The 19807-nt window shown below is 62.5% G+C and carries 19 protein-coding genes and 1 pseudogene; 14 read left to right on the top strand and 6 right to left on the bottom strand.

Translation table 11 applies throughout. The annotated features are described in order from the left end of the window. Positions 1–70 precede the first annotated feature (70 nt). The 8 genes and pseudogenes from AYR47_RS23830 to dctM all read left to right on the top strand — a co-directional run bounded on the left by AYR47_RS23830 (position 71) and on the right by dctM (position 8651). Complete coding sequence (locus tag AYR47_RS23830) at positions 71–889, top strand: FAS1-like dehydratase domain-containing protein (protein WP_061437232.1); 819 nt, start codon at positions 71–73, stop codon at positions 887–889. 28 nt (positions 890–917) lie between these two features. Continuing rightward, positions 918–2081 (top strand): acyl-CoA dehydrogenase family protein, encoded by a 1164-nt coding sequence (locus AYR47_RS23825; protein ID WP_033896628.1) that lies wholly within the window; start codon positions 918–920, stop codon positions 2079–2081. Between the two features lie 10 nt (positions 2082–2091). Beyond that, positions 2092–3441, top strand: a complete 1350-nt coding sequence (locus tag AYR47_RS23820) for an MmgE/PrpD family protein (RefSeq protein WP_061437230.1) — start codon at positions 2092–2094, stop codon at positions 3439–3441. Between the two features lie 9 nt (positions 3442–3450). Further along, positions 3451–4644: a CaiB/BaiF CoA transferase family protein gene (locus AYR47_RS23815; RefSeq protein WP_033896625.1), complete on the top strand. Its 1194-nt coding sequence runs from the start codon at positions 3451–3453 to the stop codon at positions 4642–4644. A gap of 18 nt (positions 4645–4662) precedes the next feature. Then, entirely contained in the window at positions 4663–5478 is an 816-nt protein-coding gene (locus AYR47_RS23810; protein ID WP_061437228.1) for an HpcH/HpaI aldolase/citrate lyase family protein, read from the top strand. A 102-nt stretch (positions 5479–5580) separates the two neighbouring features. Beyond that, positions 5581–6565, top strand: a pseudogene (locus AYR47_RS23805) (TRAP transporter substrate-binding protein). Between the two features lie 173 nt (positions 6566–6738). Then, positions 6739–7371, top strand: a complete 633-nt coding sequence (locus tag AYR47_RS23800) for a TRAP transporter small permease (protein ID WP_061437226.1) — start codon at positions 6739–6741, stop codon at positions 7369–7371. Then, entirely contained in the window at positions 7371–8651 is a 1281-nt protein-coding gene (dctM, locus tag AYR47_RS23795) for a C4-dicarboxylate TRAP transporter large permease protein DctM (protein ID WP_033896621.1), read from the top strand. The genes AYR47_RS23800 and dctM overlap by 1 nt, the downstream gene beginning before the upstream one ends. A gap of 21 nt (positions 8652–8672) precedes the next feature. Here the strand turns inward: dctM and ampC are convergent, their stop codons facing one another. Beyond that, a complete protein-coding gene (gene ampC, locus AYR47_RS23790; RefSeq protein WP_061437224.1) occupies positions 8673–9827 on the bottom strand; it encodes a class C beta-lactamase in 1155 nt (384 codons plus the stop codon). Between the two features lie 128 nt (positions 9828–9955). Between ampC and AYR47_RS23785 the strand changes: the two genes are divergently transcribed. Together AYR47_RS23785 and AYR47_RS23780 are read left to right on the top strand one after the other, a co-directional pair. Beyond that, on the top strand, positions 9956–10834 hold the full coding sequence (locus tag AYR47_RS23785; RefSeq protein ID WP_061437222.1) for a LysR family transcriptional regulator: 879 nt from the start codon (positions 9956–9958) through the stop codon (positions 10832–10834). Positions 10835–10912: 78 nt separating this feature from the next. Further along, positions 10913–12097, top strand: a complete 1185-nt coding sequence (locus tag AYR47_RS23780) for a DUF2252 domain-containing protein (protein WP_061437220.1) — start codon at positions 10913–10915, stop codon at positions 12095–12097. On the opposite strand, the gene yghX is transcribed toward AYR47_RS23780, so the two are convergent. Continuing rightward, a complete protein-coding gene (gene yghX, locus AYR47_RS23775; RefSeq protein ID WP_061437218.1) occupies positions 12094–12981 on the bottom strand; it encodes a YghX family hydrolase in 888 nt (295 codons plus the stop codon). The genes AYR47_RS23780 and yghX overlap by 4 nt on opposite strands. Before the next feature lie 43 nt (positions 12982–13024). Beyond that, positions 13025–13519 carry a PaaI family thioesterase gene (locus AYR47_RS23770; RefSeq protein WP_033896616.1) on the bottom strand — a complete coding sequence of 165 codons (495 nt, stop codon included), beginning with the start codon at positions 13517–13519 and terminating at the stop codon, positions 13025–13027. A 134-nt stretch (positions 13520–13653) separates the two neighbouring features. Between AYR47_RS23770 and AYR47_RS23765 the strand changes: the two genes are divergently transcribed. After that, positions 13654–14208 (top strand): YceI family protein, encoded by a 555-nt coding sequence (locus AYR47_RS23765; RefSeq protein ID WP_038841845.1) that lies wholly within the window; start codon positions 13654–13656, stop codon positions 14206–14208. Here AYR47_RS23765 and AYR47_RS23760 read toward each other — a convergent pair. Then, positions 14205–15095, bottom strand: coding sequence for a DMT family transporter (locus AYR47_RS23760; protein WP_061437216.1), 891 nt, complete (start codon positions 15093–15095; stop codon positions 14205–14207). The genes AYR47_RS23765 and AYR47_RS23760 overlap by 4 nt on opposite strands. Before the next feature lie 90 nt (positions 15096–15185). Here AYR47_RS23760 and AYR47_RS23755 point away from each other — a divergent pair, with 90 nt between their 5' ends. After that, positions 15186–16511: an aminotransferase-like domain-containing protein gene (locus tag AYR47_RS23755; RefSeq protein ID WP_033896612.1), complete on the top strand. Its 1326-nt coding sequence runs from the start codon at positions 15186–15188 to the stop codon at positions 16509–16511. Between the two features lie 28 nt (positions 16512–16539). Here the strand turns inward: AYR47_RS23755 and AYR47_RS23750 are convergent, their stop codons facing one another. Continuing rightward, positions 16540–16971, bottom strand: a complete 432-nt coding sequence (locus AYR47_RS23750) for a nuclear transport factor 2 family protein (RefSeq protein WP_016979456.1) — start codon at positions 16969–16971, stop codon at positions 16540–16542. A 247-nt stretch (positions 16972–17218) separates the two neighbouring features. Between AYR47_RS23750 and AYR47_RS23745 the strand changes: the two genes are divergently transcribed. Both AYR47_RS23745 and AYR47_RS23740 read left to right on the top strand, forming a co-directional pair. Continuing rightward, positions 17219–17437 (top strand): DUF6434 domain-containing protein, encoded by a 219-nt coding sequence (locus AYR47_RS23745; RefSeq protein ID WP_061437214.1) that lies wholly within the window; start codon positions 17219–17221, stop codon positions 17435–17437. Next, the gene (locus AYR47_RS23740; protein WP_061437212.1) at positions 17434–17904 is read left to right on the top strand and encodes a RidA family protein; all 471 of its coding nucleotides are present in this window, start codon (positions 17434–17436) and stop codon (positions 17902–17904) included. The genes AYR47_RS23745 and AYR47_RS23740 overlap by 4 nt, the downstream gene beginning before the upstream one ends. 169 nt (positions 17905–18073) lie before the next feature. On the opposite strand, the gene AYR47_RS23735 is transcribed toward AYR47_RS23740, so the two are convergent. Further along, a complete protein-coding gene (locus AYR47_RS23735; protein WP_061437210.1) occupies positions 18074–19783 on the bottom strand; it encodes an amidase in 1710 nt (569 codons plus the stop codon). Positions 19784–19807 lie beyond the last annotated feature (24 nt).

Genomic DNA, 19807 nt, shown 5'->3' with positions numbered 1-19807 from the left:
CAAATTCTCAGAACGGCGATAGGCTTGCATGATCCGGGGCAGACACTCACTGCCCGAGGACCTGCACCCGATGAGCGCCACCGATTGGATCGGCCGAAGCGAAACCGCCCACGACCACCTCAGCCATAACCTGCTCAAGCGTATTGCCGCCACCTTCGGTGAAGAAGTGCCCGAAGACGGCGCGGACATCCCGCCGCTGTGGCAGTGGTGTTTCTTCCAAGACCCGCTGCCGGAAACCGCACTAGGCAGCGACGGCCACCCGGCCCGTGGCGGTTTCCTGCCGCCGGCTGACAACCGCAACCGCATGTGGGCCGGTGGGCGCATCGAGTTCCTGCAGGCACTGCGGGCCGGTGAGGCGGCGACCCGCGTGTCGACCATTACCCAAGTCGAAGAGAAAACCGGTCGCACCGGTTCGCTGCTGTTTGTCACCGTGCGCCACGACTATTCCCAGGACGGTCGCCTGGCGATCCGTGAGGAACAGGACATCGTCTACCGCGAACCCACACCGCCCAAATCCGGCAGCGGTGATGCGCTGGAGCAGGGCGAATGGTCTGAAGCCGTCGATCCCACGCCCACCCTGCTGTTTCGCTACAGCGCCGTGACCTTCAACGGGCATCGCATTCACTACGACTACCCCTATGTCACCGGCACCGAAGGCTATTCAGGCCTGGTGGTGCATGGGCCGCTGATCGCCACCCTGAGCCTGCGCGCATTCTGCCGCGCCAACCCTGGCGCCACCTTGCGCCGTTTTGCCTATCGCGGCGTGCGCCCGTTGATTGCGCCGCAGCCGTTTGAAGTGGGCGGCCGCGTGATCGAAACCGGTGTGGCGCAGCTGTGGGCCGGCAACGTCGATGGCCTGGCGCAGCAAGCCAGCGTGCATTTCGAATAATCCAAGAACAACAGGTGGAGAGCCGTTAATGAACCCCAATGACAATGAAGAACTCAATGCCATCCGCGAAGGTGTGCGCGCTTTGTGCGCCGAATTCGATGCCGCGTACTGGCGCAGGATTGATGAGGAAAAAGGCTTCCCCGAAGCCTTCGTCAAGGCACTGACCGACGCCGGCTGGCTGTCGGCGATGATCCCCGAAGAGTACGGCGGCTCCGGCCTGGGCCTGGCGGAAGCCTCGGTGATCCTTGAAGAAGTGAACCGCTGCGGCGGCAACTCCGGCACCGTACACGGCCAGATGTACAACATGTTCACCCTGTTGCGGCACGGCAGCGAGGCACAGAAACGCTTCTACCTGCCCAAGCTTGCGAGCGGCGAATTGCGCCTGCAATCCATGGGCGTGACCGAGCCCACCACCGGCACCGATACCACCAAGATCAAGACCACCGCGATAAAACGCGGCGACAAGTACGTGATCAACGGCCAGAAAGTGTGGATCTCGCGGATCCAGCATTCCGACCTGATGATCCTGCTGGCGCGCACCACGCCATTGGCCGAGGTGAAGAGAAAATCCGAAGGCATGTCGATCTTCCTGGTGGACCTGCGCGAAGCCATCGGCAACGGCCTGACCGTGCAGCCCATCGCCAATATGGTCAACCACGAAACCAACGAGCTGTTCTTCGACAACCTGGAGTTGCCCCTGGACAGCCTCATCGGCGAAGAGGGCAAGGGCTTTAAATACATCCTCGACGGCCTCAACGCCGAGCGCACGCTGATCGCCGCCGAGTGTATCGGTGATGGCCGCTGGTTTATCGAAAAGGCCAGTGCTTATGCCCGCGACCGCGTGGTGTTTGGCCGGCCCATCGGGCAGAACCAGGGCGTGCAGTTTCCGATTGCTGAAGCACATATCGAGATCGAAGCGGCCGACCTGATGCGTTGGCGTGCCTGCGAGGAATACGACAGCGGCGCCAATGCCGGGGCCAGCGCCAACATGGCCAAGTACCTGGCGGCCAAGGCGTCCTGGGAAGCGGCCAACGCCTGCCTGCAAACCCACGGCGGTTTCGGCTTTGCCTGCGAATACGACGTGGAGCGCAAATTCCGCGAGACGCGCCTGTACCAGGTGGCGCCGATCTCCACCAACCTGATCCTGTCCTACGTGGCCGAGCATCTGCTCGAACTGCCACGCAGCTTCTGAGGGCCTGACCATGAGCCATACCCAAGCCTTGTGTCGGTTCCTCGCCGAACTGGATTACGCGCAACTGCCGGAAGATGTGCTGGCGCGCACCGAAGATTTGTACCTGGACTGGCTGGCCTCGGCGCTGGCAAGCCAGGGCGCGCACCCGATTCCGTTGTTCGAGCGTTATGCGCAGAAAATGGGCCCCAGCAGCGGTCCGGCGCAGGTGATCGTCAATGGCGGCAGCACCAGCGCGTATTTCGCCGCGCTGGTCAACGCAGCTTCATCCCATCTGGTCGAGCAGGACGACCTGCACAACAGCTCCGTGCTGCACCCGGCGACCGTGGTATTTCCAGCAGCGCTGGCGGCCGCCCAGGACCTCGGCAAATCCGGCCGCGATTTGCTGCTGGCGTCGGTAGCCGGTTATGAAGCGGGTATCCGCATCGGCGAATTCATGGGCCGTTCCCACTACCGTATCTTTCACACGACGGCCACCGTCGGCACGTTGGCGGCGGCGGTAGCCGTAGGCAAGTTGCTGGATTTCAACGAAGAACAATTCATCAACCTGCTCGGCAGCGCGGGCACCCAGGCGGCCGGCTTGTGGGAGTTCCTGCGCGATGCCGCCGATTCCAAGCAACTGCACACGGCGAAAGCGGCGGCGGACGGCTTGCTCGCCGCTTACCTCACGGCGGACGGCCTGACCGGCGCGCGCAATATTCTGGAGGGCGATCAAGGTCTGGCGGCCGGTATGTCCCGTGATGCCGAGCCTGCCAAGTTGTCCGCCGACCTGGGCAGCCGCTGGGCGTTGCTGGAAACCTCGTTCAAGTTCCACGCCTCATGCCGCCATACCCATCCGGCCGCCGATGCGCTGTTGGATTTGATGCAACGCGAAGGCCTGCACGCCGAACAGATCGCCCACGTGGAAACACGCGTGCACCAAGGCGCCATCGATGTACTGGGCAGGGTGAAAGTACCGACCAGCGTGCACCAGGCCAAGTTCTCCATGGGCACCGTGCTGGGCCTGATTGCCGTGCATGGCAAGGCCGGGCTCACCGAGTTCCATGAGCTGGCGTTGACCGATCCAGCGGTCTCGGCGTTTCGCGACAAGGTCAGCATGACCCTCGACCCCGACGTCGACGGTGCTTACCCGCAACGCTGGCTCGGTCGCGTCACCGTCACCACGCTGGATGGCCGCACGCTGCACGGCGCCATCGACGAGCCCAAAGGCGATCCGGGCAACACCCTGAGCCGTGAGGAGTTGGCTGATAAATTCCAGCGCCTCAGCCAATTCAGCAACGCCCGCACACCGGCCCAGGCCAATGCCCTGATCGACAAGGTCTGGGACCTGCGCAACGCCGCATCCATGACCGACTGGCTTTGAGGAACTGTCATGACTAACCCAAGACCGCTGGACGGCATCACCGTTGTCAGCCTGGAACACGCGATTGCCGCGCCATTCTGTACCCGTCAACTGGCCGACCTGGGCGCCCGCGTGATCAAGGTGGAACGCCCCGGCGCAGGCGACTTTGCCCGTGGCTATGATGAACGTGTGCGTGGCCTGGCTTCGCATTTCGTGTGGACCAACCGCTCCAAGGAAAGCCTGACGCTGGACCTCAAGCAGGACGAGGCGGGCACTATTCTCGATACCTTATTGGCTGACGCCGACGTACTGGTACAGAACCTCGCGCCCGGCGCCGCCGCGCGCATGGGCTTGTCGTTCGAGGCGTTGCATGCGCGCTTCCCACGCCTGATCGTCTGCGATATTTCCGGCTATGGCGAAGGCGGGCCGTACGAAAAGAAAAAGGCCTATGACCTGCTGATCCAGAGCGAAGGCGGCTTTCTCTCCGTCACCGGCGGCCCTGGCGACGACCAGATGGCCAAGGCCGGTTGTTCCATCGCGGACATCTCGGCGGGCATGTACGCCTACAGCGGCATCCTCTCGGCGCTGCTGCTGCGCGGCAAGACGGGGAAGGGCAGTCGCATCGATGTGAGCATGCTGGAAAGCCTGGTGGAATGGATGGGCTACCCGATGTACTACGCGTTCGACGGCGCACCGCAGCCGCCGCGTGCCGGGGCGGCGCACTCGACGATCTATCCCTATGGACCGTTTCCCACCGGCGACGGCGGCACGGTAATGCTCGGCCTGCAGAATGAACGCGAATGGGCGGCGTTCTGCGACAAGGTGCTGCTCACCCCGTCCTTGGCGACTGACGAGCGTTTCTCCGCCAACTTCAAGCGCTCTGCCAACCGCGACGTGCTGCGCCAGATCATCGTGGACAGCTTTGCGCAGTTGGATGCCGAGGCGGTGATCCAGCGCCTGGAAGACGCACAGATCGCCAGCGCCCGGGTCAACGATATGCAAGGCGTGTGGGATCACCCGCAGCTCAAGGCCCGTGACAGTTGGCGCGAAGTCGACAGCCCGGCCGGTGCGTTGCCATCGCTGTTGCCGCCGGCGCGCAATGCTGCGTTCACCCCGCGCATGGACGCTGTTCCAGGTTTGGGGCAGCACAGCCAAGGCATTCTCGAAGGGCTCGGTTACGCCGCAGACGCCATCGACAGCCTGCGCACGCGCGGTGTGATCTAACCATAAGGAATTCTACAAATGCCCAAGCCATTGGTTCGTTCGGCGTTGTTTGTACCCGGTAGCCGACCGGAGCGATTTTCCAAAGCCTTGGCCAGCGGTGCCGACGCGGTGATCGTGGATTTTGAGGATGCGGTGGAAGAGCCGCTCAAGCGCCAGGCGCGGGATAACCTTGGAGCGTTTTTGACCGCCAACCCCGCCGCCCAGGTGTGGGTGCGGATCAACGCGCCGGAACATGCCGAGCACTTTGAGGATGTGGCGTTCTGCAAGGCGCATCCGAATGTGGCAGGCGTGCTGTTGCCGAAGGTCGAAAGCGCAGCCCAGGTCGCCGTGGTGGCGGCCACCGGCAAAGTCATCTGGCCCATCATCGAGAGTGCGCGGGGTTTGCTGGCGGTGGCCGAGATCGCCCATGCAGCGCAGGTAGAACGCCTGTCGTTCGGCGGGTTGGACCTGGCGCTGGACCTGAACCTGAGCAGCCATTCCCCGGCCGCGCAGTTCGCCCTGGACCAGGCGCGCCTGGCGTTGATCGTGCATTCCCGCGCAGCTGGCCTGGTTGCACCGCTGGACGGCGTGCACCCGGCCATCGACGACCCCGAAGGCCTGCGCCGCTCGATTCGGCATGCCTATGAGATGGGGTTTGCCGGCGCGTTGTGTATCCACCCCAAGCAGGTGGCGGTGATTCACCAGGCGTTGGCGCCCAGCGCCGAAGACCTGGCCTGGGCCCAGCGCGTGGTGGATGCCGGCGCCCATGGGGCAGGGGCCTATCAGATCGATGGGCAGATGGTGGATGCGCCGGTGTTGCTGCGCGCGCAACGGCTGCTGGCCGCTCAGATCTAGCGTTCGTCCAGACCGAACGCAGGTATCAAAAAATCGAAATTCACTACACGCGTGACATCAGGCACCTTGCCCTACAACACAACAATAAAAAGGTGATTTCCCATGCTCAAGCTTTCCCGGGCGCTGCTGTGCGCCGCCACCTTGTTTGCCGCGGGCCTGGCCCAGGCGGCGGACCCGATTGTCATCAAGTTCGCCCACGTGGTTGCCGAAAACACCCCCAAAGGCCAGGGCGCGTTGCTGTTCAAGAAACTCGCGGAAGAACGCCTGCCCGGTAAGGTCAAGGTCGAGGTGTACCCGAACTCGTCGCTGTTCGGCGATGGCAAGGAAATGGAAGCGCTGCTGCTGGGCGACGTGCAGATGCTCGCGCCGTCCCTGGCCAAGTTCGAGCAATACACCAAGCAAGTGCAGATCTACGACCTGCCGTTCCTGTTCAACGACCTGGCTGCGGTCGACCGTTTCCAGGCGGCCCAGGGCAAGGAATTGCTGACCTCCATGCAGGACAAGAACATCCTCGGCCTGGCCCTATTGGCACAACGGTCTCAAGCAACTCTCGTCGAACAAGGCGCTGCATGAGCCCAAGGACGCCCGTGGCCTGAAATTCCGCGTGCAGGCGTCAAGCGTGCTGGAAGAGCAGTTCAAGGCGATCCGCGCCAACCCGCGCAAGATGAGTTTTGCCGAGGTGTATCAAGGCTTGCAGACCGGCACCGTAAATGGCACCGAGAACACCTGGTCGAACTACGAAAGCCAGAAGGTCAACGAGGTGCAGAAGTACTTCACCGAGTCCAACCATGGCCTGATCGACTACATGGTGATCACCAACGCCAAGTTCTGGAATGGCCTGCCACCGGACATCCGCAGCACGCTGGAGCAGATCATGGTCGAGGTCACCGTCGAGGTGAACAAGCAGGCCGAAGCGCTGAACCAGTCGGCCAAGCAGAAGATCGTCGATTCCAAGACCAGCGAAATCATCGAACTGACCCCGGAGCAACGCCAGCTGTGGCGCGAAGCCATGCGCCCGGTGTGGCAGAAGTTCGAGGGTGAGATCGGGGCTGACCTGATCAAGGCGGCAGACGCGTCTAATCAGTAAGCGCGGGTGGTACCGAGCGCCAATGTGGGAGCGGGCTTGCTCGCGAAAGCGGTGGGTCAGTCACCAGGGTTATCAACTGACAGACTGCATTCGCGAGCAAGCCCGCTCCCACATTTAGAGCCGGTTCCATCCTGAGCCTTGCATTACCCATCTCATTTTCGCGAGGTTTTGCCATGCGAACGCTAAGGCGCGTCTGGGAGCACCTGGAGGAAGGTTTTATTGCCTTCCTGCTGGCCGCCATGACCCTGGTGACATTCGTCTACGTCATGCTCAACAACATCTACACGCTGTTCTTTGCCCTGGCTGACAAGTGGGCGTTGAGCAGCAACTTCTTCAATGCCCTGGGCGATCACACCATGACCTGGGCCCAGGACATGACCTGGAGCGTGGCGCTGACCAAGGCCATGTTCGGCTGGCTGATCTTCTTCGGTATTTCCTATGGCGTGCGAACCGCCGGCCACCTTGGCGTGGATGCACTGGTGAAGTTGACCAAGCGCCCGGTGCAACGCGTGCTCGGCATGCTTGCCTGCCTGTGCTGCCTGGCGTATGCCGGGCTGTTCATGGTCGCCAGCTACAAGTGGGTGAGCGCCGTGATGGGCGCGCACATCGGCGCCGAAGACCTCGACCAGTACGGCGTGGACGTCGGTGACATCGTGGTGATCGTGCCTATCGGATTTGCCATGGTCTTCATCCGTTACCTGGAAATTTTCTACCGCATCTTTACCCACCGTCAGGTCGGGTTGGGGCTGGCCGACGAGGCTGGTGAGGCCAGCAAATTGGCCGGCAGCCATGAGGAGCGTCACTGATGGCCGTGCTCTGTCTATTCCTGTTGTTGTTTGTGTTCATGTTCCTCGGCGTGCCCATCGCGATTTCCCTGGGCCTGTCCGGCGCCGTGTCGATCCTGATGTTCAGCCAGGACTCGGTGAGTTCCCTGGCGATCAAGCTGTTCGAGACCTCTGACGCCTATACTTTCCTGGCGATTCCGTTCTTCCTGCTCTCCGGCGCGTTCATGACCACCGGCGGTGTGGCGCAACGGCTGATCGACTTTGCCAACGCCTGTGTCGGCCATATCCGTGGCGGCCTGGCGATTGCGGCGGTGCTGGCGTGCATGCTGTTTGCGGCGCTGTCCGGTTCGTCACCGGCAACGGTGGCGGCGGTGGGCTCGATTGCCGTGGCGGGCATGGTGCGTTCCGGTTACCCGAAGGAGTTCGGCGCCGGGATCATCTGTAACGCGGGCACCTTGGGCATCCTGATTCCGCCGTCGATCGTGATGGTGGTGTACTCGGCGGCCACCGAAACCTCGGTCGGCAAGCTGTTCATGGCCGGGGTGATTCCGGGATTGCTGCTGGGCCTGATGCTGATGATCGCGATCTATATCGTCGCGCGCATCAAGAAGCTGCCAGCCCAGCCACGGGCGACCTTCCGCGAGTGGCTAACCTGCGCGCGCCGTGCGTTCTGGGGCCTGTTGCTGCTGGTGATCATCCTCGGCGGCATCTACAGCGGCATGTTCACTCCGACCGAAGCGGCGGCGGTGGCGGCGGTGTACTCGGCGTTTGTTGCGCTGTTCGTCTACAAAGATATGAAGCTGCGCGATTGCCCCAAGGTGCTGCTGGAGTCCGGGCGCCTGGCGATCATGCTGATGTTCATCATCGCCAACGCCATGCTGTTTGCCCATGTGCTGACCACCGAGCAGATCCCCCAGGAAATCACCGCGTGGGTGATCTCCGAAGGGCTGACGCCGATTGGTTTCCTGATCATGGTCAACGTGGTGCTGCTGGTGGCGGGCAGCTTCATGGAGCCTTCGGCCATCGTGCTGATCCTGGCGCCGATCTTTTTCCCGATTGCCATGAAGCTGGGCATTGACCCGATTCACCTGGGCATCGTGATGGTGGTGAACATGGAGATCGGCCTGGTGCATCCGCCGGTGGGGTTGAACCTGTTCGTGACCTCGGCGGTGACGGGGCTGAGCCTGGGGCAGACCATTCGTGCGGCGTTGCCGTGGTTGATGATTCTGTTGGTGTTCCTGATCATGGTCACCTACTTGCCGTTTATCTCCCTTGCACTGCCGCACTGGCTCGGTATGTAACCGGCTACCGGGTTCTGGGGATCAGTGGTCCAGCGCGCTCAAGATCGCATGGGCCACTTTCACCCGTTCCCCGTTCGGGTAGTTTTTGTTGGCCAGGATCACGACCCCCATTTCCTTGCTCGGCACATACGCCACATACGCGCCAAAGCCGTTGGTGGAGCCGGTTTTGTTCACCAGTGTGTCGGCGTGCGGCGCCTGCGCTGGGGTCAGCCAGTTGACCGGATGCGGCTCCATCGCCATTTTTGTCGAGTTGCCATCCACCAGGGCATCCAGCTTGATCGGGTACGGGTACATCTCCCAGCCCAGCCCCTGGGTCATGCGCTCGACCGTGTAGTAGCCGGTGTGCGTGGTGGTAATGGCTTGTTGCAGCACTGGGTCCAGTGTTGCCGGGCGCATATTGACCTCTACGTAATGCAACAGGTCCGAAGCGCTGGTCTTGATGCCGTAGGCTTCGCTGTCCATCGCACCGGGGCCGACGCGCACGGGTTTGCCGTCCTTGCCATAGCCCTGGGCGTACAGGTTCATCTGGCTCTTGGGAACAGTGATGAACGTGTGCTTGAGCCCCATTTTCGGTAGCAGGGTTTTCTCCATCAGTTGATCAAACGGCTGCTTCAGGCTCTGCGCCGCCAGGTAGCCGAACAGGCCCAGGCTTGGGTTGGAATACAGGCGCTGGGTGCCGGGGGCGAAGTCGGGTTTCCACTGCTGGAAGTAGCTGATCATGTGCTGGGTATTGTCCGCTTCGCGGGGGAATTGCAGCGGCAGGCCACCGGCGGTGTAGGTGCCCAGGTTGAGCACGCTGATGTGGTCGAACTTGCCGCCGCGCAACGCTGGCAGGTACTGGCTGGCCGGGTCGGTGAGGGTCAGTTTGCCGCTCGCCACGGCATAGCCGGCGAGGGTGGCGGTGAAGGTCTTGCTCACCGAGCCAATTTCAAACAGCGTGTTTTCACTGACGGGCTGTTTGGCATCTTTACTGGCCACGCCGTAGTTAAAGTATTGCGCCTTGCCGTCTTTGATGACACCGACAACGAGACCTGGAATAGACTGTTGCTGCATCAGCGGCTTGACGCTGGCGTCCACCACGGCGCGCAGGTCGTCGGCGGCCAGGCAGTGGCCGGCGGCGAGAAATAACGCCAGGGCGCCAAAGTTACGCACTCCGGACAGGGAGAGTTGAGGCATGATATCGCTTCCATGAGAGTGATCGATTGAATGAAGAGCCTGCGCGGGCGTGGCCAATGTAGGCAGTTCGCGGGCGTTGGGCAAACGATGATATCTCGCACCTGCCATTAGATTAATTGGGGTCAAGCATGCTGCGCTCCCATCTTCCCCTCAATGCCCTGCGCGCCTTTGAAGCCTCGGCCCGGCATTTGAGCTTTACCCGCGCCGCCATCGAGTTGTGCGTGACCCAGGCGGCGGTCAGCCATCAAGTCAAAAGCCTGGAAACGCAGTTGAACGTGACCTTGTTCAAGCGCCTGCCCCGTGGCCTGATGCTCACCAGCGAGGGCGAAACCTTGTTGCCGGTGGTGCGAGATTCGTTTGACCGCATCGCCCAGACTTTGAGCCAATTCGAAGGCGGGCATTACCGCGAGGTACTCACGGTGGGCGCGGTGGGCACTTTTGCGGTGGGCTGGTTGCTGCCACGGCTGCCCGAGTTCCAGGCGCGTTACCCGTTTATCGACCTGCGCTTGTCCACCCACAACAACCGTGTCGACGTGGCGGCTGAAGGCCTGGATTACGCGATCCGCTTCGGCGCGGGTGCCTGGCACGGCACTGAAGCCTGCGAGTTGCTGCAAGCGCCTCTCACCGTACTCTGTGTGCCGCAGTTGGCCGAGCAACTGCGCGCACCGCAAGACTTGCTTAAACACACCTTGCTGCGCTCCTACCGTACCGATGAATGGAACCTGTGGTTCCAGGCCGCCGGTTTGCCCGCCGATACCCTGGTGCCGCGCAGCATCGTGTTCGACTCTTCGCTGGCGATGATGGAAGCCGCCTTGCAAGGCATCGGCGTGGCACTGGCGCCGGCCATGATGTTTTCGCGGCAATTGGAGAGCGACGTGATCCGCCAGCCGTTCGACATCGGCATCAGCACGGGCAGCTATTGGTTGACGCGTTTGCAGTCGCGGGCTGGAACACCAGCAATGTTGGCGTTCAAGGGATGGTTGCAGGAGCGGGTCGCGCAGCACTGAAGGGTTTTATTTTTGAAACATAATGAAACATTTTCTGAAGGGCAGCGCTCTACCGCAACACCTGTCTTGAGTTATTCCATGAAAACACCGCGCCCCTCCGCCCGTATGTCCCACCTGACCCAATTGCGAAACCTCAAGATGGCGCGCTCGGCCCACGCCTACGTGCGCGGCAGCACCGTGCAATTCTACGAGTGGTTGCACAGCCAGCCCGGCAGGCGTCTACCCCATGGCCCGGCGATCTGGATCTGTGGCGATTGCCATGCCGGCAACCTGGGACCGACCGGCGACAGCAAGGGCCGTATTGACATGCACATCCGCGACCTCGACCAGACGGTGATCGGCAACCCCGCTCACGACCTGGTGCGCCTGGCGTTGTCCCTGGCCACTGCCGCGCGCGGTTCGGACCTGCCCGGAGTCACCACCGCACGCATGCTCGAAGAAATGATGGTGGGCTACGAACAGGCGTTCAAGGATAAACCCGACGAAGCCCCGCCGCGTCCGTCCCAGGTCAAGGCCGGCATGCGCAGTGCCGTGGAGCGCACCTGGAAAAACCTGGCGCGTGAACGTATTGAAAACGCCCGGCCGAGCATTCCTTTGGGCAAGCATTTCTGGTCGTTGTCGCGGGCCGAAAAAAACGCGCTGGAAACCCTGTGTGCCTCGGATGACATCCATCAATTGGTCACCTCGCTCAAAGGGCGCCCCAAGGATGCCAGGGTCGAGTTGCTGGATTCGGCCTATTGGGTCAAGGGCTGCAGCTCGCTCGGTTTGTTGCGTTATGCCGCCTTGCTCGGCGTCGGCGACAAGGATGACCAGTCGTATTGCCTGATCGACATCAAGGAAGCCGTCGGCGCGGCGGCACCCCGTGTGGCGTGGGCGAAAATGCCCAGGGACAATGGTCGCCGTGTGGTGGAGGGCGCGCGTCAGCTTTCACCGGGCCTGGGGGAGCGCATGGTGGCGACACGATTTCTGGATCATGGGTTCTTTATCCGCGAACTGTTGCCCCAGGACATGAAGTTGGAGCTGGACGAGTTGAGCGAGATCGACGCCATGCACGCGGCGGGTTATCTGGCACGGGTCGTGGGCATTGCGCATGCCCGGCAGATGGACCGTGCTACACGCAAAGACTGGATGGCGGTGCTGCAGGAGAACCGCTCCAGGCAGTTGGATGCGCCGTCATGGTTATGGAGCAGTGTTGTGCAACTGGTGGGTAGCCATGAGCAGGGCTACCTCGACCATTGCCGGCGTTACGCGCTGGAGCACTAGGCCAAGTATTTATTGAACCAACCGAGCGTCCTTTCCCACGCCAGATTCGCCGCCGCCTCGTCATAGCGTGGCGTCGAATCATTATGGAAGCCATGGTTGGCGCCTTTGTAGATATACGCTTCATACGTGGTTCCGGCGGACTTGAGCGCCTGCTCATACGCCGGCCAACCCTCGTTGATCCGCGTGTCCAGTTCACCGAAGTGCAACATGATCGGCGCCTTGATCCGGGGCACGTCCTTGGCCTCCGGCTGGCGTCCATAGAACGACACCGCCGCGCCCAGTTCCGGGTAGGCCACCGCCGCCGCGTTGGTCACGCCGCCGCCATAACAGAAGCCGGTAATCCCGACCTTGCCGGTGCTGCGGTCGTGGTGCATCAGCCATTCGATGGCGGCGAAGAAGTCGTTCATCAGCTTGGTCGGGTCGACGGTCTGTTGCAGGGCCACGCCTTTTTCGTCGTTGCCGGGGTAGCCGCCCACCGAGGTCAGGCCGTCCGGGGCCAGGGCGATGAAGCCGGCCTTGGCCAGGCGTCGGGCGACGTCTTCGATGTAGGGGTTGAGGCCGCGGTTTTCGTGGACCACCACCACCGCCGGCAGCTTGCCCGTGGCCTTGGCCGGGCGCACCAGGTAGCCGCGCACCGTGCCGTTGCCTTTGGGCGATGGGTAGCTGATGTAGTCGGCGACGATGTCCGGGTCGGTGAATTTCACCTGCTCGGCCAGCGCGTAGTTGGGGCTCAGGGCCGCGAGCAGGGCCGAAGCGGTGAGGCCGCCAAAGGTGAACAGCGCAGCGCGGTCGAGAAATTCGCGGCGGTTGATCTTGCCGTGGGCGTAGCCGTCATAGAGTTCCAGCAGTTCGGGGGCAAAGTCTTTCGCGGTGAGACGAGTCATCGGTGCATCCTCGATTAGCGGTGGCGGTCAATGTAGCCCAGGATCAGCCCTCGCGACCATGGGCGGCGGCGGCCAATTGGCCGGTGTCGACACGCACGAAGATCGAATCGCCGATGGCGGTCAGCACGTCACCGGCGTACACCTCGCAGATCACGCGGGTCTTGCGTCCCACGTCATCGTCGACCCGCGCGCGCAGGGTGAGGGTGATGCCCATGGGCGTCGGCTTGATGAATTTGATGCCCAGGTTGCCGGTGACGCAGTCGATGCGCGGCAGGCTGCCGGGTTCGCGCGCTTCGGCGCGGTAGTGGTAGGCCATGGCGGTCCAGTTGGAGTGGCAGTCCACCAGCATGGCGATCAGGCCGCCGTAGACCAGGTCGGGCCAGCCGCTGTAATGGGCCTCGGGCAGGTGTTCGGCGACCAGGTGGATGCCGTCCGCGTCCCAGCGGCTTTTGATGTGCAGGCCGTGGGGGTTGCTGCCACCGCAGCCGTAGCAGATGCCTTCCGGCGCGGTGAGGTCCTGGAGTGAGGGGGTGTGCATGCAACGTCCTTATTATGGGTGGGGCGACTACTCTGTTTAGCAGGACAAACGCCCGAATGGAATAAATCCCTGGTATGGCGTGTTAGTTCAGTACCTGTGTCCTTTCCTTTGCGGAGCGTTGCATGAAACGTCTTATGTCCCCGGTCACCGTACTGGCCTTGATCCTTGCTTATGGTTCCAGCGCCCAGGCGGTGGAGTACAAGGACGTCAACCGCACCGCCAGCCAGATCAGCTTCACCTACAAGCAATTGGGGCAGCGGGTGTACGGTACGTTCAGCGAGTTTGAAGGCACCTTGACCTTCGACACGCAAAAGCCGGAGACCGGGCATGCCTTGCTCAAGATCCAGCTGGCCAGCATCGACGCGGGTAGCCCGGACGCGAATGACGAGCTGCAACGCGCGTCCTGGTTTGATACCGCGACGTTTCCGGTGGGTGTGTACGAGTCCACCGGTGTCAAAGCCTTGGGCGACAACCGCTACACGATCAGCGGCAACCTGACCATCAAGGGCACCACGCGCCCGGTGGACGTGGACGTGGTGCTCAAGGAGCAGAGCGGCATTGGCGTGTTCGACGGTGAGTTCATCCTCAAGCGTGGCGACTTCAAGATCGGCGAGGGTGAGTGGGCCGGCAACAGCGTGGTGTCCAACGACATCAACATCAAGTTCAAGATGGTCGCGCCGCAGCGTTAACGGGCGAACTTCTTTGCGCCGGCCACGCAGCCGATCACCGCGACCGTCACCAGCACCATGCCCAGGCTGACCTGCTCATGCAGCAGGCCCGCCGCCAGCGCCAGGCCGAAAAACGGTTGCAGCAACTGCAACTGGCCGACGGCGGCAATGCCACCCTGGGCCAGCCCGCGATACCAGAACACAAAGCCGATCAACATGCTGAACAGCGACACGTAGCCCAGGCTCAACCAGGCGGGCAGGCTGATGGCGCTGAAGGTCGACGGCGCGAGCATCAGGCTCAACGGCACCACCACCGGTATCGACACCACCAGCGCCCAGCAGATCACCTGCCAACCGCCCAGGCTGCGCGAGAGCTTGGCGCCTTCGGCATAACCCAGGCCGCACACCAGTACCGCCAGCAGCATCAGCAGATCGCCGGTCGGTGCGGCGCTCAAACCTTGGGCCACGGCATAACCCATCACCAGTACGCTGCCCAGGATCGAGAACAGCCAGAACACCGGACGCGGCCGCTCGCCGCCGCGCAACACGCCAAACACGGCCGTGGCCAGAGGCAGCAGGCCAATGAATACGATGGAGTGGGCCGAGGTCACGTATTGCAGCGCCAGGGCGGTGAGCAAGGGAAACCCGATCACCACGCCCAAGGCGACAATCGCCAGCGGCACCCACTGATTGCGCGCGGGGCGTTTTTCCTTGAACAGCCACAGCAGGATCACGCCAAGGAAGGCGGCGATCGCGGCACGGACCATGGTGAGAAACACCGGGTCGAATTCCATCACGGCCAATCGGGTGGCGGGCAATGAGCCGCTGAAAATCACCACGCCAATAAAGCCGTTGATCCAGCCCTGGGTGCTGGTATCCAGGGTGTTGAGGGGGGATGTACGTTCCATGAGGGAGTGCCCGTAGCCGGAGGGGTTGCGTTCTGGCCATCCTAGGGGCGAGAATTAGGACAATCAAAAAATTGTCATGGATACATCCCAATGCCACGCGCCCGCTACAAGTCCCTGGTCGATACCTTTGCCGAAGCCATCCGCAGCGGCAACATGCCGCCCGGCACGCGTCTGCCGACGCACCGGCAACTGGCCGCCGAGCATGGCCTGGCGCTGGTCACCGCCAGCCGCGTGTACACCGAGCTTGAAGCCATGGGTTTGGTCAGCGGCGAAACCGGGCGTGGCACCTTCGTGCGCGAGATCGCGTTGCCGCCAGGGCAGGGCAGTGGGCAGATGACGGTGACGGCGGGCATGCTCGACCTCAATTTCAATTACCCCTCGTTGCCGGGCCAGGCGGAGCTGTTGCGCACGGCGTTGCGCCAACTGGCGCTGTCTGGCGACCTCGAAGCACTGTTGCGTTACCAGCCCCACGCCGGGCGCCTGCATGAGCGCGCAGCCTTTGCGCGGCATTTGCTCAGTCGCGGGCTCAGTGTCGACGCCGAGCAGGTGCTGCTGGTCAGCGGCGCCCAGCATGGCCTGGCGGTGACGATGATGGCGCTGCTCAAACCCGGCGATGTGATTGCGGTGGATGCGTTGACCTATTCGGGGTTCAAGGTGCTGGCCGAGACCCTGCACCTGGAAATTGTCGCGATCCCGGTGACGCCGACCGGCCCGGATCTGCAGGCCTTGCAAAACCTGTGTCGCAAGCGGCCCGTGCGCGCCGTGTACAGCATGCCGACCCTGCACAATCCCCTCGGTTGGGTGATGGCTCTGTCCCAGCGCGAACGGCTGGTGTCCATCGCCCGTCAGCACAATCTGATGATCATTGAAGACGCGGCCTACGCGTTCCTCGCTGAAGACGCACCGCCACCGGTGGCGACGCTAGCGCCAGAACGCACGGTGTACGTGGGCGGGCTGTCGAAAAGTGTCGCGACCGGCCTGCGCGTGGGGTTTATCGCGGCGCCGATGGAATGGGTAAAGACGCTGGAGCGCACCATCATGGCCACTACCTGGAATGTGCCCGGTGTGATGAGCGCCATAGCGGTGGCCTGGCTGGAGGATGGCACGGTGGCGCAGCTTGAGGCGCAAAAGCGCGAGGATGCCCAGGCGCGACAGGCCCTGGCGGCTCAGGTGTTCAAAGGACTGGCGTACATCAGCCATCCCTCGTCCTACTTCTTGTGGCTACCCCTGGCGGAAGACGCCCGGGCCGATCAGATCGCCATGGCCTTGCAGCGTGACAACATCGCCGTGTCGACCGCCGAGCCGTTCGCCGTCTCGGCGCATGTCCCGCATGCGTTGCGGTTGGCCTTGGGTTCGGTGCCGATCTCGGCACTGCGCGAAGCGTTGCTCAAGGTGCGCAAGGTGGTGGCGTGGTGAGCCGGTTTCAGCGGCTCACCGCAAGGTATCAGTACTTGTAGGCCTGACGCCCGATCAGCAGCCATTTGCCTTTTTGCTTCTGCCAGACCTGGAAGTTGTCGATGTCGGTAGGCACTTCAACCCCGCTGTTCACCGCCAGGGCGTGGAAGTGGTTGCGTACCAGTGCGGTGTCGCCTTGCAGGGTGATGGTCTGGTTTTGCATTTCCAGGGTCTTGAAGGCGCTGGTATGGGTTTCCAGGTCAGCGATGAATTGGTCTTTGTTCTGCACCTTGCCGCTGGAGTGGCCGTAGGTGAGCTTGTCGGCCGTCAGCGCGTGAAGCTGCTTGAGGTCCAGGTGCAGCATGGCTTGGGTCAGTTGGTCGACCGCTTGGGCCACATCCTTCTCGGCTGGGGCAGGCGCGGCTGCGACGTAACCGGTGAACAGGCACAGAAAACCGATCAGCACTTTGACGTTTTGCATGGGTGTTTCCTTATTGTTGTTGGGGGCTGGCACGACAGCTTAAGTCGTCGTACAACCATGCAATATTTCGGGTGAGGAAGGAAAGTGAAATTTCGAAATATCTTGAAAAGATTAGACTTGAAGGCGTTATAAACCACAGGTCGACTTATACGATGTCCCAACACATTGATTGAATCATGCCTCGCTTCCTGTGCCAGTAGCACATCGCTATGCTACTGCCGAAACCTGACACTGCCCGAGAGACAAAATGGATTTTGACTGGCACAGCGACACCCTTACCCGCGCCACTCCGGTAACCCCGCACTACAAAAACACTCAAAACGTACGCCGCTTCATGCTTGAGCACTGCGGCCCAGGGTTCAGGTTCGACCGGCCGTTCATGGCCTGGATCCGCAACGAGGTGCCCAAGACCCTGGGCGATGTGGTGGAGGAGTGGCAACGCCGAAACGAGGATTCACGGCCATGACACCCGACGAAAAATACCAGGCCGCCCAGCTACGCCTCGGCTATCAGCTGGACGAATTCAAAGTCGGTGGCAACTACACGCCACTGGTCCGGGACGCCAACCACCTGTACATCAGCGGCCAGATTCCCCGGGTCGGCGATGCCATCGTGCTGCCGGGCAAGGTCGGAGACACCTTGACCTTGGCCCAGGCGCAAATCGCCGCCGGCATCAGCGCCTTGCGCTGCCTGGGTTTGCTCAAGCAGGCCTTGGGTTCGCTGGACCGGGTCAAGGCAATTCCGCGCATCACCGTTTACGTGCGCAGTGCCGAGGATTTTGATCAGCAGAGTGAAGTGGCCAACGGCGCGTCGGATTTGTTGCACGAGATTCTGGGTGCTGCCGGGGTGCACACGCGCACGTCGATTGGCGTGATGCAGTTGCCGAAATCGGCGGCGGTGGAGATCGACATGATTGCAGTGGCGCACGGCTGAGCCATCGATGCGGTAATCCTGTTGATTGCCGTGCTCCACATCGCCTGATTTGAAATACAGGCGAAAGTGTGGGAGCGGTCTTGCTCGCGAAAGCGGTGGATCAGTCAGCCTATTTGTGGCTGAAGGACCGTATTCGCGAGCAAGCCCGCTCCCACAGGTTTGACCGCGTTTAGCTGGCTGCCAGCGGCGGTGTACGTGGCGGAACCAGGCGCTTGCTGCCGGTTGCCTCATACGCCGACGCAAACCGCAGCAACGCCGAATCGTCATACGCCCGCCCGGCAAAGGTCAGGCCCACCGGCATGCCGATATCCGCCATCACGCCCATTGGCACGGTGACAGTCGGCACGCCGAGATGGCGGATCGCGAGGTTCCCGTTGGCGACCCACACGCCGTTGCTCCAGGCGATATCGGCAGAGGCTTCGTTCACATCGGCATCCGCTGGGCCTACATCAGCCACGGTCGGGAACAACACTGCGTCGAGACCGAGCGTGTCCATCCAGTCTTCCAGGTCGATGCGGCGGGTTTGCTCCAGGCCGCGCAGGCCATCGGGGACCGTGCTGATCTCGTTCCACGGCGTGATACCGCGTTCGGCCATGCGCACGTATTCGTCCATGCCGGCGGCCAGATCGTCCTCACGGTTGGGCAGGGTGCCGGGGTCGTGGGGGAAGATCTTCAGCCCGTCCACATCCGCCAGGCGGTTGAGGGCAGGGTCGTCGTTGGCGCGCAGGAAATCATCGAAGGCCCAGGCCGACAGCTCCCACAGTTCATCGTGGAGGAACTCTTTGGAGACCAGGCCACGGGTGAACACGGTGGGTGCGCCAGGGCGGTCGCCTTCGCAGTTGGACACCAGTGGGAAGTCCACATCGATCACTTCGGCACCGGCCGCAACCAGGGCATGGCGTGCGTCGTTCCACAGGTCGATCACGCTGGCGCGAGTGTTGATCTTCTGCCCGGTGGGGCCGCCGATGCCGGGCTTTTCACTGGTGCCGGCGTCGGGGTCAGCATTGATGTACATGCGTGGCACGCCAAAGCGTTTGCCGACGAGGGATTCGGCAGTCACGGCCAGTTCAGCGTAGGACGCCGGGCGCACCGAGGCGACGCTCGGGATCGGCACCCACGGCTGCAAACGCCAGAGGTCGCCACGGGTGTCCGGGTCTTCGGCCACCACCACATCGAGCACTTCCAGCAGGTCGGCCATGGTGCGGGCGTAAGGCACCACCACGTCCATGGTCGGTGTGAGCGGCCAGTTGCCGCGCACCGATATCACGCCACGGGACGGCGTGTAGGCACACAGGCCATTGTTGGACGCCGGGCCGCGTCCGCTGGACCAGGTTTCTTCGGCCACGCCAAATGCGGCGAAACTGGCCGCCGTCGCAGTGCCGGCGCCGTTGGACGAGCCGGAGGCAAACGGCGCCGTCAGGTAGTCGGCGTTATACGGGCTTTCGGCGCGGCCATACACGCCACGCTGCATACCGCCATTGGCCATCGGCGGCATGTTGGTCTTGCCCAGGCAGATGGCGCCGCCGCCGCGCAGACGCTCGATGGTGAACGCGTCACGCTGGGCGACCAGGTGGGCAAACGCCGGGCTGCCGGAGGCTGCGGTCAGGCCCTTGACCAAGTAGCTGTCTTTGGCGGTGTAAGGAATGCCATCCAATGGCCCCAAGGTTTCGCCTTTGGCCCGGCGTGCATCGGACGCCTCGGCTTCTTTCAGGGCCTCGGGGTTGCGCACCACCACGGCGTTCAAGGCGGTGGCGGTCTGCGGGCCGTCGTAGGCGTCGATCCGCGCCAGGTAGGCGTTGACCAGTTCAACGGCCGTGGTCTGGCCGGATTCAAGCGCAGCGCGCAATTGGGCAATGGAGACTTCGGTAACTTGCATCACGTTTTTTTCGCCGCCTTCAAGTGG

The sequence above is a fragment of the Pseudomonas azotoformans genome (assembly GCF_001579805.1).
Classification (GTDB): Bacteria; Pseudomonadota; Gammaproteobacteria; order Pseudomonadales; family Pseudomonadaceae; genus Aquipseudomonas; species Aquipseudomonas azotoformans_A.
The sequence above is the reverse complement of the archived record's forward strand: the minus strand, read 5'-3'. Positions and strand labels throughout refer to the sequence as shown.